The organism is Cryobacterium sp. Y57, assembly GCF_002929505.1.
Taxonomy (GTDB): Bacteria; Actinomycetota; Actinomycetes; order Actinomycetales; family Microbacteriaceae; genus Cryobacterium.
In genome coordinates this window covers 39,605-53,942 of sequence record NZ_PJJL01000058.1, presented here as the reverse complement: position 1 = coordinate 53,942, position 14,338 = coordinate 39,605, and the positions used below count along the sequence as shown (strand labels likewise).

General features: G+C 63.0%; 10 protein-coding genes and 1 pseudogene. 10 read left to right on the top strand and 1 reads right to left on the bottom strand.

Going from position 1 to position 14,338, the window contains the following annotated elements; translation table 11 throughout:
• Window positions 1-942: 942 nt before the first annotated feature.
• From CXY72_RS05295 to CXY72_RS05280, 4 genes are all read left to right on the top strand, one after another.
• On the top strand, window positions 943-1,245 hold the full coding sequence (locus CXY72_RS05295) for an AlpA family transcriptional regulator (RefSeq protein WP_233197664.1): 303 nt from the start codon (window positions 943-945) through the stop codon (window positions 1,243-1,245).
• Window positions 1,245-2,432 carry a site-specific integrase gene (locus CXY72_RS05290; RefSeq protein WP_104126651.1) on the top strand — a complete coding sequence of 396 codons (1,188 nt, stop codon included), beginning with the start codon at window positions 1,245-1,247 and terminating at the stop codon, window positions 2,430-2,432. Before CXY72_RS05295 ends, CXY72_RS05290 begins: the two co-directional genes overlap by 1 nt.
• Window positions 2,433-3,800: 1,368 nt before the next feature.
• On the top strand, window positions 3,801-4,703 hold the full coding sequence (locus tag CXY72_RS05285) for a hypothetical protein (protein ID WP_199183963.1): 903 nt from the start codon (window positions 3,801-3,803) through the stop codon (window positions 4,701-4,703).
• 250 nt (window positions 4,704-4,953) lie between these two features.
• Window positions 4,954-5,535, top strand: a complete 582-nt coding sequence (locus CXY72_RS05280) for a GNAT family N-acetyltransferase (protein ID WP_146071068.1) — start codon at window positions 4,954-4,956, stop codon at window positions 5,533-5,535.
• On the opposite strand, the gene CXY72_RS05275 is transcribed toward CXY72_RS05280, so the two are convergent.
• Window positions 5,517-6,089, bottom strand: coding sequence for a hypothetical protein (locus tag CXY72_RS05275; protein ID WP_104126649.1), 573 nt, complete (start codon window positions 6,087-6,089; stop codon window positions 5,517-5,519). The genes CXY72_RS05280 and CXY72_RS05275 overlap by 19 nt on opposite strands.
• A 520-nt stretch (window positions 6,090-6,609) precedes the next feature.
• On the opposite strand from CXY72_RS05275, the pseudogene mobF reads away from it, so the two are divergent.
• From mobF to CXY72_RS05235, 6 genes and pseudogenes are all read left to right on the top strand, one after another.
• A pseudogene (gene mobF, locus CXY72_RS05265) lies at window positions 6,610-9,790 on the top strand (MobF family relaxase).
• A 77-nt stretch (window positions 9,791-9,867) separates the two neighbouring features.
• Window positions 9,868-10,791, top strand: coding sequence for a hypothetical protein (locus CXY72_RS05260; RefSeq protein ID WP_104126648.1), 924 nt, complete (start codon window positions 9,868-9,870; stop codon window positions 10,789-10,791).
• Window positions 10,792-11,394: 603 nt separating this feature from the next.
• Window positions 11,395-11,772: a hypothetical protein gene (locus CXY72_RS05250; protein WP_104126646.1), complete on the top strand. Its 378-nt coding sequence runs from the start codon at window positions 11,395-11,397 to the stop codon at window positions 11,770-11,772.
• Between the two features lie 80 nt (window positions 11,773-11,852).
• Complete coding sequence (locus CXY72_RS05245; RefSeq protein ID WP_199183962.1) at window positions 11,853-12,239, top strand: sulfate permease; 387 nt, start codon at window positions 11,853-11,855, stop codon at window positions 12,237-12,239.
• Window positions 12,240-12,315: 76 nt separating this feature from the next.
• Window positions 12,316-12,582: a hypothetical protein gene (locus tag CXY72_RS05240; protein ID WP_104126645.1), complete on the top strand. Its 267-nt coding sequence runs from the start codon at window positions 12,316-12,318 to the stop codon at window positions 12,580-12,582.
• Window positions 12,583-12,590: 8 nt separating this feature from the next.
• Window positions 12,591-13,775: a hypothetical protein gene (locus CXY72_RS05235; RefSeq protein WP_104126644.1), complete on the top strand. Its 1,185-nt coding sequence runs from the start codon at window positions 12,591-12,593 to the stop codon at window positions 13,773-13,775.
• Window positions 13,776-14,338: the final 563 nt, after the last annotated feature.

The window sequence follows — 14,338 nt, the reverse complement described above, 5'->3', positions numbered from 1 at the left end:
TACAGCCGCGAATACCCCCGTTACCTTGTTCGTGGCTTCGGATGGTGTGAAGATCTGGGGTGTTGGCCCGTCGATTGACCGCGTGTCGGGGCTTGATTCGGTCGAAGCCGAAATCATTCGTAGTGCGGATGCCGGGACTTGACGCCGTGGATCAGGTCACCGCGACTCTTTGGCGAAATCGCCCGTGAAACACCGCTCGCGTGGCTGCGTCCATCCGATGGCTCATAACTAAGTGCGTCGCGATGAACGGGGCTAGGCTCGAGTTTCAGTTCCCACGTGGAGCGTTGGACTTTTGGCCGTTTGCTATGAGACTCACCAGGATCACAGCCATCATGCCCCTTTCTAAAACCCCGCAGAAACCCCGCATTTACCCCGCAGATTGAAATTCGCATGGGGTTGAGAGCGTGATCACGCACCCAGTGTTTCACAGGGATCAACGACCGTATGAGGCCTTCGTGACCACAATGAGTCGGGTTCACGATAATCGTGGTTTCGCGGGTAATACACCCGCAACTACTGATCGGGATGGCGGGTGGACGCTCGTATGTAAGCCTGCGCGATTCGCGCCGCCCAGTTCAGATGACCCTTGGCCCTGGTATGGTACGCGTGCACGACAAGGAAAGACTTGACGTACACACTTATATTCAACGTTTATTGCCACGAGACCCGCCGAGATGGGCCGAGGTGGTGAGATAATGGTGACGACATCTTACGCAAGAAGGTCCTGATCAGATCGAGATAAGTCGAGATCAATCGAGGTATAAATGCGCACTCGGTCTCGGCTCCAAAGGCCCCGGCGCAAACCGTCGGTCCCGGGTTCAAGTCCCGGCCGCCCTACTGTAAATTTGATCTGATCAGGGTTTCTTGTCTGTACCGAAAGGGCAAGGCTTGACGCACTCAACGTTTATTAGTCTTTTATTCAAAATTAGCCGCCTTTTCCACGTGCTCGCAGAGAAGGTGCACGACCCGGTTCGAGTTGTCTGGGATGACCTCGAACACCTACGGGTTATGGACACTGAAAAACTCTTGGGGCTGGGTCTCGAGCCCGTTTTGACGACAAGCGAGCTCGCCGAATATGTCGGCGTGCAGGTGCAGGCCATCTATGACCTGCGCACCGACGGTCGCGGACCCTCCGGCATTCGAGTCGGGCGAGAGATCCGCTACCGTATCTCCGATGTTCGGCGATGGCTCGACAGTCTGCACGAGCCTGAACCGGCTCTGGGCGATCGTGGGGGCGAGCGCTAGTGGCGGGGCGACCACGCCTGCCGATCAGCACGTTCGGATCGATCACAACCGTCAAGCTCGGCCCAGGACGGTTCAGGGCGACGACCGTTTTCCGTGACTGGGACGGACAATCCCGACAGATCGGGGCGACGCGTGAGAGCCGCAACGCGGCGCAGGCCGCGCTTAAGGTCGATCTGGCCGCGCGTCTGCGCACCGGTGGGGCAGGGGACTCGCTGACCGCGAGCTCGCCGTTTCCGCTGCTCGCCGAGGCATGGATGGAGGACGTGATGCTCGATGTCGACCGTTCCCAGGGTACGAAAGACACCTATCAACGCGAGTTGCGCGTGCTTGTTCTGCCCTACTTCGAGAACTTTGCGATTCGGGAAGTGACCGTTGGGCGCATTGAGCTCTTTCTTCGGCAGCAGAGGGAGAAATCGTATACGCGTGCAAAGCACTCCCGTACGATCCTCGGAATGATCCTGGCCTTCGCGGTGCGGCGGGAGATCATTCCGCGCAATCCGATGAAGGAGACGTCGCGGATGAAGAAGCCCCCGCACACGCCGAAGGCCCTCACAACGGATCAGATCGCTGCGATCCGCCTCGCGGCCAGCGAATGGCGCACGGAGGAAGGCCGGATGGGCCCGCGATCAGACGGCCAGGTGCGGGACATCATCGAGGTGATGCTCGGGACTGCCACGCGCATCGGAGAAGTGCTCGCCATTCGGCAGTGTGACGTCGACCTGGACGCCGATCCGCCGCGGGTGAACATCAGCGGCACTCTCGTCGTGCACAACAAAGCCGGCGTTCACCGTCAGGAGCATCCCAAGACGCACGAGTCGAACCGAGACATTGGCATGCCGCCCTTCGCAGTCGAGGTCATACGCCAGCGCTTGGCGCTGCTCGATCCGGAGGATGCGGAGCACCTGATTTCTTCCTCACGGGTGGGCACGCCCCTCGCGCCATATAACGTCAGGCGCACGTTCCGGGGAATACTTCGAAATGCGGGGCTCGAGGGGATGGACATCACGCCCCACTCCTTTCGACGCACGCGCGCGACGTTGCTCGCCAACGAGCTTGGCATGCAGGCGGCGGCCGACATGCTCGGACACACCTCCACCTCTACGACGAAGGCCCACTACGCGGAGCCTGACCGCACGGTGAAGTCAGAGCCGGCGACGGTGATGCAGCGGCTGGCTCCGCCGAAATGATCGCAGTCGGAAAACCGCGAGCTTCAGACGATAAATTCGTCAGCGATCGACAACTTTTTTCGACCCGGAATTGCAGCCCAGGCCGATTCCGCTCTCGATGTCGCGGACTGTCAGTGAGTACGTCCCGGCGAGCGAGGCGGAGTACTCCAGGGACATATCGCCCGGCAACTCTGAGTAGGTTGCGCTTCCCCCAGTAACCATCCCATCCGGCTGTATGACGAGCGTGACTGGAATGCCGTCGAACGTCTCTCCGTACTGCTCGTGCGTCTGGGCGGTCGAGGCCAGCCCGATTCACAAGTTGAAAGCAATATAACGCACGTTGGCATATAACTGGTCGCCAGGCGCGACAACGTCCGCGCCTGCAATTGGCGTGACAACGCGTGCTTTCGACCCGACGAAGGGCACGGAGATTGGAGCGGACTCCGGTGCTCGCGTGCCGGCTGCGATGGATGCGAACTGAGGCGCTGGCGGTATAGCGATCGGAAGATAGAAGACCGCCAAACTCCAGACGCATAGCGCCGTGCCAGCTATACCGAGTGTGCCGTCGAGGGCCGCTAGGAATCCGGCATTTTTGCCCTTGGACCGGCGGCTTCGGGCGGCAGCCAGCGCAAACCCCAAACCGGTCAACCCCACGGTCGTGACCGCCCAGCCGCGGGTGCCTGTTGGTCCATCCGGTAGAGAGAGAGGGGTAGCCAGCACGACATGAGCCCGAAAAGGACGGCTAGCAGTCCCAAGAGCCTGGCATTCGTGGCTCGTGTCCTGACGGCCGTCGTGGTTCGTCGTTGAGGGGGTGGTGGCTCATCCCACGAGCTGGATGGGCGCCAATCGCGCGGCCCAGTACCTGACATGTCATCACATTCCCAACTCGCACCTGTACTTAGACCATGGTTGGCCCTTTTGGAGGTCTGGACATAACTGGCGCAGAAAGACGGTGTATTTTGCTCAGGTTCTACAACACTTCGTACCTTTCTGAAGGCCTCCCGTCGTAGGTAGTCGCATTGCGATGGTGACTGCAATGGCTGGCCCGAGCCAGATCCCGCCGCGACGTGGGAAAGCCCGTCACGCGGGATGAAATACGGGTTCAGTTCCGCGACAATGTCAGGACTGAACTGTCCACTGATTTCGAGCTTGCCAGAAACACCCCAAGGGTCACTATTAAATCGACACCGCACTTTGGGCTGAACGCCGCATCCGTGCTCACAGAGATCGAGCCTACATAGGCTCGCTTGTCGACGGATGGGGCGACGGAAAACCTTGTAGTGGCGATTGTGCTGGTACGTGACGATGAGGCCATCCGTGGGGCATCGCTTCGAGGTCGGTGTTGCCGTGCGCTATAGACTCGGGAAGACGCGGCGACGAGGGAGACGAATGGGCGAGCTAGAGCATCACGTGCGGGCACTGTGGACGTTGTTCGAGCCGATTCACGCGGTGACGTATTTCTCCCCTGAGTCGCGGGAGGCGTTCGCGGAAATTGGACTCACTCGTTACTGGGACGGATACTTCGCCGGTCGTGCCGCCCCGCTCGGGGCTGTGATCGCTGCTCCGGTGGTGGCCATCTTCAGCGGGTTCGCTCCATTCTTGGTCGACCGGGTGCTGCCGGCTGTGTGGTCGACGGTGACGGTAGGCCGGGTGCTCGACGCGCGGTCGCGGGGTGCCGCAGCGACGTTGCGAAACCTCGTGCCCGACGAAGGATTTGTCACCGAAGCGGCCGACGTACTTGCCCAGGCAGCGGCTCGTGTCGATACCATTGGTCGCCCCCTCGCGGCGGCGAACAGCGCTCTGCCGGTTGAGGCGGATCCGTATCGCCGTCTCTGGCAGGCCGCGGCCACGCTTCGCGAGCATCGCGGAGACGGTCACGTGATGGCGCTGGTCGAGGACGGGATCGCGGGCATCAGCACAATCGTGTTGCGAAGCGCGGTGGATCTCGACGCGATGAGCGTGCGAAAGTCGCGTGGCTGGACGGAGGAAGAGTGGGCGATCGAAGTCGAAAAACTTGTTGCTCGCGGGTTGCTGACCGGCCAGGGCGACATCAGCGAGCACGGCAAAGCCGCAATCGAGCGCGCCGAGCATATAACTAACCGATTGGCGATCGGTCCGTGGCGAGGATTGAACGACGATGAGATCGCCGGTATCGCCCGCACGCTCGCCCCCATCGCGCGAGCGTGTCAAACCGTTTTCCCATTTCCAAACCCGATCGGAATGCCCCAACCGTGGAATCCGAATCTCGACCCGAACGCGTCCGCCGTACCGAAGTCGCCGCAGGCGATTTGAAATTATCCGCTGTGAAGAATGGCAGCGCGTGGAACATGGAAGTAGTCGGGTCTCGCGCATCGCACTTTATCTAGATTTGGGCTATGTTCACCGCATGATCGAGCGCGTATCCGGAAGAACTCTGACATGGCGCAGCGCCAATGGCTGCCTCGTTCGAGTTGCCGCACCGGGAGAGTCCGCCGAATACGAAAGACTTATTCGATTGGTGAGGACGTCGTTCGATGAGCAACGCGCGGAAATTGAGATGGGAATGGCCGGTTCCCTCATCGAGCAGGCCGATGGCCGAACTGGGCGGAAGTTGCTGCAGGGCCAACTTGCTCGCGCTCTCAACGGAGAACTGGACTTGCTGACGTTCCTGAAAGACGTCGCGGTGCCATTTGTTGCGCTAGACAGTGACGCGCGCGTGGTGGCTGCCCTTCATGCAATCGCTCCCGGCCGAGTCATTGGAGAACTCGTAACGCAGCAGTGGCCACGATCAGCATCGCTGTCGCTCGCCACACGAGCTGTGAAAATCGCAGCGCTTTGGGTCGACGTCGAGTCGCGCCGCGCAGGGTTCGGAACCGCACTGCTGCAGAGTTGCTGTGATGCGTACTTCAGCGCTGGATACCGCCTCGTCTACGGAAACTACCGGGCCCGTGAGAAAATCACCTCCGAAAGCTTCTATCGTGCAGCAGGGTTCCAGATTCTTCCCCACGGTGAAACTGTTCTCTTGGGTCTCGACAACGGTGCGCACGTCCTAAGTCTTGGTACCGATGAAGATCAGGGAATGTTTTACATGACGGCCGCCGATTGGCGCCGCCGCGCGAGCCCCGATCAACGAATGTCAGATTGAGCAAAGTACGCTGGCTCGGCCCCGGACTCGCGACGCCTGGCAACATCGTCGACGACGAACTGCACGAAGTCCTCATCACGATCGCCAATGACCACGTCTTCGACTGCGTCGGCCGGCGATTCACCTGGCCAAGCAGTCTGCCGAGTGGGACGGTCGCGCTCCAGCCGCGTCCCCGAAACTGCCACCCAGTCGCGAAGCCGCTGGCGGGCATTCGCGAAGTCGCGATGCCCGCGGAGCGGCGCTGAGCCGTGCTGGTCAGGGTCGTAGGCACCGAGCCAAAGCAGGTGCAGTGCGGAGAGCTCCCAGACTAACTCCGGGTGCCGATGCCAGAACGGTGGCACCACGGATGCCGGCAGCCCGTAGGTGCGTCGCAGCCAGTCCACCCACCGGTTGAGTTCAATCCATTCGGCCTCGGCGTCGTCGGCGCTGAGTAAGTTCCAGTTGATTGGATGTGGCGGCTCCGCCCTGAGCGGCCCGTCGAGATCGTCCAACGGGCTCGCTTCGAATGCGTCGTCGTGATCGTCGGATGCCCACTCGACGAGTGACTCTGACATCGGTGGTTCACCGCCTGGATCCGGTGTGTGCCGTTTCCGCCTCGTGCTCAACTTCGGTATCCAGTGAGGTGTTTGAGGCATTGCGACGAGTGTGGTCGACCTGATATTTGGTGCGCGCGAGGTCGTGGCCGATCTTCTTGGCAACGAACTCTTCGCGCTGAATGAATTCGCCGTCGCACGGTGAACTTGGAGGGCGGCAGTCCGGACGACTACTCGATCTCGTGGGTCGCAAACATCCCCGTAAAATAAGCGGCGTACTTCTTCTCGGAGCGGTTCTCGCGAAGGTCGCACATAGACGCTCATCGCTCTTGTTCGACGACGAATCAGCGCACCGCCAGGGAGCCTTTATATCCCCATCTGCGAAAGGCGAATGGGATCACGCTTGGGCGATCTCGTCCCGGCGCGGCTAGCGTACAAGCTCCTGAACGTTGCGCGGCGGCCAACTCCGCTCTTCCAAGTCGACTCGTATGCGACTTCTTAGTCCTCGCCTTCTGCCAGATCAAGTCGGCGCACCTTCGTTATGACGACGGAGGTGGGCTCGGTGACGGTATCGGTGCGGGTGGTGAGCGCCGGGGACGGGTACAAGTACCTGCTGTGCACGGTCGCCGCTGGTGACGGCAAACGTCTGCTGTCGACCCCGCTCACTCGCTACTACACCGAGAAAGGCACGCCGCCGGGTCGATGGATGGGCGGTGGCCTCAGCGGCCTCGGTGGACTCATCGTTGAAGGCGACGTGGTCACGGAGGTGCAGCTGCAACTGCTCATCGAGTTGGGACGAGATCCGGTCACCGGCGAACCCCTCGGTCGTGCCTACCCGGTTTATCGGCCCGGCGTCGACCGCGACACGGACGGGCCACGCGCCGCCGGTGGCGGACCGACTGAGCGGGCTGCGGCATCCGCTTTTGAGCAACCGGACGAGAAGCGGCGTCGCGCCGTCGCCGCCTACGACTTCACGTTCTCGATTCCGAAGTCGGCGAGCATCCTCTGGGGTGTGGGCGACGCGGCCGCCCAGGAACGCATCGTGCAGGCACACCATGCGGCGGTGGCCGAGGTGCTGACATACATGGAGTGCGAGGTCGCGGCGACGCACACCGGCACGACGGCGCAGGGCGGCGCCGTGGCACAGGTCGATGTGACCGGACTAATCGCCACGGCGTTCGATCATTTCGACAGCCGCGCCGGCGACCCGCACCTGCACACCCACGTCGTCATCAGCAACAAGGTGCAGACCGTGCTCGACGGCAAGTGGCGCTCACTCGACGGACGGCCGATGCACGAGGCCGTGGTGGCGCTCTCCGAACTGCACGAGAGTCTGTTTGCCGACGAGCTCACGCGATCACTCGGCGTGCAATGGCAGCAGCGGGAGCGCGGGCGAGATCGCCACCCCGCGTGGGCCCTGACGGACGTGCCGGAGGCGCTCGTTGCGGAATTCTCGACCCGGGCTCGACACATTGATGTCGAGACCGACCGGTTAATCGAGGAGTATGTGACCAGTCACGGGCGACGTCCGAAGGCGGTGACGATCATGAAGCTGCGTGCGCAAGCCACGCTCGCCACGCGGCCCGCGAAGCAGGTGCACTCGCTGGCGGACCTCACGGCGGCGTGGCGGGAACGCGCTGCAAGCGTGCTCGGGCACGACCTGTTGACGGTCGCCGGGTCGTCTCCCGGGTTGCTGCGTGCGGAGACCTGCCGCGCGAGGCTGTGGATGCTCTCGGGGTGAGCGTGATGAGGGCCGTCGGTGAGAAGCGCGCCACGCGGCGGCACTGGAACCTCACCGCCGAAGCTGCGCGCCAAACGATGGCGTACCGGTTCGCGTCAGCATCCGATCGGGAAGCCGTCGTCGGGCTCATAGTGGATGCCGCCGAGCACGCGTCCCTGCGCGTCACGCCTCCTGAGCTCGCCGTGAGCCCTTTGGAGTTTCAACGCGATGACGGGACGTCCGTCTTTCGACCGAAGCACTCCGTTGTATTCACGTCGACTGAGCTGCTCAATGCCGAGGCGCGGTTGCTCGAGCGTGCTGCGCTTTTAACCGCGCCACGCGTGATACTCGGTTCGGCTGCGTTTTCGCGGTTGCCGGGTGGCGGGCGGCTCGCCAACGATCAACTCGCGGCGCTCTCCAGGATCGCCGGCTCGGGCCGGGTGATTGATATGCTGGTGGGACCGGCTGGCGCAGGGAAGACGACGGCGATGAATGCACTTCGGCGTGCCTGGGAGGCAGCGCACGGAGGAGGCTCGGTCGTCGGGCTGGCCCCATCGGCTGCCGCTGCGACGGTGTTGGCGACGGATCTCGGAATCGCGGCCGAGAATTTGGCGAAGTGGTGGCAGAGCCATATCGATGAGGGCTCGTCGTTTCGGTCCGGTCAGCTCGTCATCATCGACGAAGCATCCTTGGCGGGCACGATGCCGCTGGATCGGATCACTGCGCTGGCTTTAGATGCGGGCGCGAAGGTGCTGCTGGTCGGCGACTATGCCCAGCTGCAGTCGGTCGACGCGGGCGGCGCGTTCTCGCTGCTCGTGCACGATCGAGCGGATGCTCCCAAACTCATCGACGTGCACCGCTTCGTGCACGAGTGGGAGAAGACGGCATCCCTCGGACTGCGCCAGGGCAAACCCGACGTGATCGACCTCTACGCCACGCACGACCGCCTGCGCGATGGCAGCACCGAGGTGATGGCGGATGCCGCCTACGAGGCGTGGCGGGCGGACATCCGCTCGGGAAAGTCGACCGTGCTGATCAGCGACTCGATTGAGGCGGTCGCAGCGCTGAACGTGCGCGCTCGCACCGAACTGATTCTGGAGGGTCGCGTCGATGCGCTGCACGAGGTCGCCCTTCATGACGGAACCCGCGCCGCCGTCGGTGACACGGTCATCACCCGCCGAAACGATCGCCGGCTGTATGCGTCCCGCAGTTGGGTGCGCAATGGCGACCGGTGGAACGTGATCGGCGTGCACCGGAACGGTTCGGTCGAGGTGCGGCGGCTTGGTCGTCGGTGGGGGAGCACGGTGCTTCTTCCCGCTTCGTACGTTGCTGAGCACGTCGAGCTGGGCTACGCGGTCACCTCGCACCGGGCGCAGGGACTCACGACCGACACCGCGCACGTCGTGGTGGCGCCGAGCATGCCGCGCGAGAACCTGTACGTCGCGATGAGGCGGGGACGCGAGGCGAACACCGCCTACGTCGCCGTCGACCGGCCCGATGTCGCCCACGTGGGGCCGCGGCCTGGTGACGCTGGGGACGTGACGGCGCGAAGCATCCTCTGTGGCATTTTGCAGCACGTCGGCGCCGAGCTCTCGGCGCACGAGACGCTGGCGGCCGAGCAGGATGCGTGGGGATCGGTGGCGCAACTTGCGGCGGAGTACGAGACCCTGGCGGCGGCCGCGCAGCACGACCGGTGGGCGACCGCCGTGCTCGACCAGGCGCTGCTGGAGGGGAGCTGTGGACTCGAGCGCTCGGGGCCGCTCCGCGGGGGTCCGCATCCGCCGTGTTGCGACAGCACGCGTGCACGGTCGCGGCCTACCGGGACCGGCACGGCATCGTCGGCGCTCGGCCGCTCGGTGCGGTACCGGATTCGACGGCGCAGAAGCTCGACGCCGCTCGTGCTCGAGCTGCGCTTGAGGCAGCCCAGCGCGTGGCGGGCGACTTCCATGCCTGCGATGTGTCCGGGCGAACAATTGCAACGGTCACCAATCGGTGCTGCTGAAGTGCTCGGCAGGGAATTCATTTGTATCTGCTTGGCCCGGTCTAGGTGGTGGCTCGTGGCCAGATAGGCTGCAAAACATGGCACCGACCGCAATGAAACTTACGTTCTTAGGCTCTAAGAGGGGCAAGGGCATAATCGCGTCGGTCCTGGTCGTTGGTGTCCTTATTATCGGTGCTGGTCTTTCGCAAAACAGCGCGGAAATTGAGGCGGAATCAAGAGCCGCATCTGAGGCTGCCGCGAGATTGGAAGATCGACGAGTGGCCCAGGCCGAAGCGGCCCAAGCGACTGCCGCCGCTAAATTGGAAGCCGATATCGTTGACGGCGACGCGTTAGTCACGAGTGCCGCTTCTTTCCTCACTGAGTCTGGTTCGTATTCGACGGTTCAACAGGCGTTATTACTCCAAGCGGCAATCGATGCTCTGTCGGTTGCCCTTGTGAGTCCAACTCAGGACGTGCTCGCAGCAAGAATGCAAAGTGTCAGGAGCGCCGTGGATTTGATTGGGACCGTCGAGCAAGCCGCCTCACGAACTGCGGCTGCAGCGCTCGAAGTCACGAACAGCGATTACTTAGCCGCGGCCCGCGCGGCGGGTAAAACGGTGCGGGATGATGTCAGCGGAGTGAGGATTGGCCATGAGTACTGCGATCGCCTGAAAAATTTTGCAGATACATCTCATGAGTTACTTATCATCGCGCTACTGAATGAATTTGACTCCCCTCGCGATGATGCAGCCATTACGTATTTCTGTCCGCAATTTGTCGAGGCGCGCGAGATAGCGGCGCGGAGGATAGTCAATGGGTCATACGCAGTTGGCGTCGACATTCCCGCGGGAACATATCGAACCCTTCAAGGCGTGGAACAGTGTTATTGGGAACGTTCTACCGGTGGTGGAGACATCATCGATAATAACTTTGTCAGTTTCGCGACCGAGAGCCTCAGCGTCACCGTTCACGACGGTGAGGGATTTACTGCTTCAAGCTGCGGGGTGTGGACTCGTGAGTAAGGTCGACCGACATCGCGTGCGTCGGCTTGGCGCGGAGTATGCAGCGGGGAGACCTTTTACGACGCGATGACGCGCGGTCGCGAGGCGAACACCGCCTAGCCCGATGTTGCCCATGTCGGGCCGCAGCCTGCTGACGTTTCGGACGTGACGGTGCCCAGCGTCCTCCTTGGCATTGTGCAGCTGTTAGTGCTGAGCTGTCTGCGCACGGGACGATTGCGGCGGAGCAGGATGCGTGGGGATCGGTGGCGCAGCTCGCGGCGCAGTACGAGACCCTGGCGGCGGCCGCGCAGCCCGACTGGTGGGTCTCTCTCGTGCGATCGAGCGGTCTTTCGCCTTCGCAGGCCTTAGATGTGAACAATTCAAATGCCTTCGGGCCGTTGACCGCATTGTGGGGTCGAGCCGAGGCCCACTTTGTCGACGTGGCGACCTGCTGCCACGGGTGGTGGTAACCCGTGGGTTCGAGGACGCCCCGGACATCGCGGCGGTGTTGCTGGCCAGGGTGGCGGCGGTGGTTTCTCGTGATGGCGGAGCTGGTCGCTCGCGCCGGCGCCGCGTCTCGTCGCCGGGCTGATCCCACGGGCGATCGGGCCGATGGATGCTGCCGTGCGCTACGCGTTAGTCGAGCGCGCCCATCTGATCGAATCGCGAGCGAGCGCCGTGCTCGACCGAGCACTGCTTGCGGGGGAGCCCTGGACTCGAGCCCTCGGCGTCGCGCCGCGCGGGTCGGCGTCCGTCGAGTGGCGCCAGAACGGACGCGCGGTCGCGGCCTACAGAGACCGCCACGGCATCGTCGGCGTGAAGCCTCGCGGTGCGGTACCGGAACGACTGCCCAGAAGCTCGCCGCCACCCGCGCCCATGCAGCACTCGAAGCAGCTCAGCGGCTGGCGAATGGCCACGCTCATGACACACCCAGGCCGACTGCCACCGTGGAACTTCCGCCCGTGGGCATCCAGTTCTAAAGTGTTCTTAGGCAACCTCTAAAAACGCGCCATCGCTCGTTGCGATCGTATGACTCTCAGTCCTTTCAGGTTCTTGTTGCCGAACATCTGAAAGGCCGCGCCATGTTCGAATTCATTTTGGCCGCCACTGCCCGCAGCTACTATTTCCTGCGCCGGTTTATGCCGACCGCCATCGTGATCGACGCCATCAGTACGCGGCGTGGGCTGAAGTGGGGGGTGTCTGCGATGCTGCTCGCGTTCCCGTATGCGGTTGCTGCAATCTATTGCCGAGCGCAGGTAGATGCTGGCCGGCCCGGTTGGGTGAACCTGCTCGTGATTCTGTGTCTCTGGAATACCCTGAAGCTTCTCTTGATCGGGCCGATCAGCCTGCTGAAGTTGATGGCGGTACGCGTTCGTGAAGCCGTGGCACGCCGTCGCATGACCGGGATGCTGCTCGCTGACGGCGTTGAGTGCTTCGATGAGCCGGTGCTCCTGTCGAGGCTCAACTGACGTCACGTCTTGTCCGGCGTACCTCCTGGTAGCGGCATGATTGGCTCACACACGTCCGCGCACAGGAGGCTTCACTATGACGATCCCGCAGGAGCAATTCGACGACCTGCTCGGCCGAACCGCGCTCGCTGCGCTGTTCTACTATCCGGAGGTCGCCGTCGACGATGACGGCCACAACCTCCAGAACGACATCGCGTACTGCCTGGAGCCCATCGCCGGGATCGCGGACGAGGATGCCGAGCGGCTCCGCGTCGTTGTTGGTCGTGTGATCACGAATCCGACGGGGCATCGCTCCGAACTTCTTGCTTTGGTCATCGAGCTGGCCCCGCCGCCTGCCGAGTAGCCGCGACCATGAACGACCCATTTGAGGAAGGCGCCGTGCTTAGGAAGCCGCTGGCGGAGCATCCGTCTCTTGATGAAGAGGCCGAGAAGCGGCGCCAGTATGTGGCGGCGAACCGTGACCGGATCCGCGAGCTGAATCGTCTCTGGCTGTCGGAACATCTCGACCGGGCCCGGGAGCTGAATCGGGATTCGATGCGTCGGGCGGCGGCTCGCCGACATCGTGAGGCGGAGGTGCGGGCGCGGGGGAGGGAGCGGGCGAAGCGCTGGCGGCTGGAGCATCCGGAGCGCCGGCGTGAGTATCAGCAGCGGTGGGTGGCGGAGAATCGCGAGAAGGTGCGCGAGTACTACAACCGCTATTACGAGGCCCATCGCGACGAGGTGAACGCCCGGTCCGCGGCCAGGCGGGATGCTGACCCTGAGCGCACGAAGCAGATCACCCGGCAGTGGGCCGAGCGCAATAAGGAGCGACGGGCCGAGTTGCAGCGCAACCGGCGCAGTGATCCGGAGATCTACCAGTCCGAGCTGGAGGCGAACGCTGCCGCGCGACGGCTCAAGCGCAGCCTGAGTCGGGCCGGGCTCCCGCCGAAACTTCTACATGCCACGACTGCGGCTGAGCGCCGGGCCAACGAGCGCGAGGCCGACGCGTATTTCAATGACCCGTCGAGGCCTGAGCATCTGCGGCAGTTCACAGTGTTCGCCGAGTCGTTCACCGAGCACATGCTCAAGCATGGCGCTCGCATGCGGGAGTTCGCCGAGGCCTACGCGGAGACCAGGGCGCGCATGGGGCTCCCGCCGATGTCAGTGGAAGACATCGTGTACGCCCGAGCTGTCGAGATAGTCGCAGAGCGGATGCGCCGGGTCGACTTGCTGACCGGCCGCGACGTCGCCGCGGCCGTGCGAGGCACAAAAGCTGAGGTCCGGCGCGACGAACATCGACGGCAGCTTGAGCGACTCGTGAAAGGTGTTGTGGCGCTGGTCCACAGCAATAGTGTGCGATTGGGCGTCGACGCGGAGATCGAGAATCAGGCGAGGGCTCATCGGGGCAAGCCGCGTGCGCCTGTCGAGTCACTGGTCGTGCAGCTCGCCATGCTTGAGGTCATCGAGCGCGTGCTCACGAGCAGCCTGACGATCGAGGATGCCCGGAGTGCAGCTCGTAATGCGAGGCTACGAATTGGGTTGTCATTCCAGGTGTGACCGGACGCGGCAGCGGAGGGGATCCGCCGCTGGTCCATCGGATAATTCAGAATTAAGATCTTTCTGTTCCGACAAGCCGTTTCGTTTATCCCCACCTGGGTGCCGCGTTCGTACTGTGCTGGGCTGGGGGCGCTGCGACATTCCAGCGCCTGTAATTTCCGCAAGGTTCGCTCCAAGGTGGTAGCGAAAGCGTGGCTGAATAGGTAGTCGCCACTTTCACTAGGCTGCTCGCGTTCTTTCACCCAGGTCATTACAACCTGTAGAGAGACGCCCGGCGCCACCATAACCGCAGTTCTGCTCGTGGTGGCGCCGGGCTTGATCAGCGCCCCGGCCGGCGTGTGCGTCACCGAATCTGGACGTTAGGCGACGTGTTGACGCCGGTCTCCCACTCGTTCACGGTGGCCAAGTCCCCGTCGCTCGCGGCAGTTTTGTACACGATCGGTTGGCATGTGGCGTCAGCATGACCAGAACTTCAGTCGCGGATGTCAGCTCGACGGGATGGGCAACCCCTTGATAACCACGGATGCTGATCAAGAGTCCGCGCCGCGATTCCGTAGGCCCTC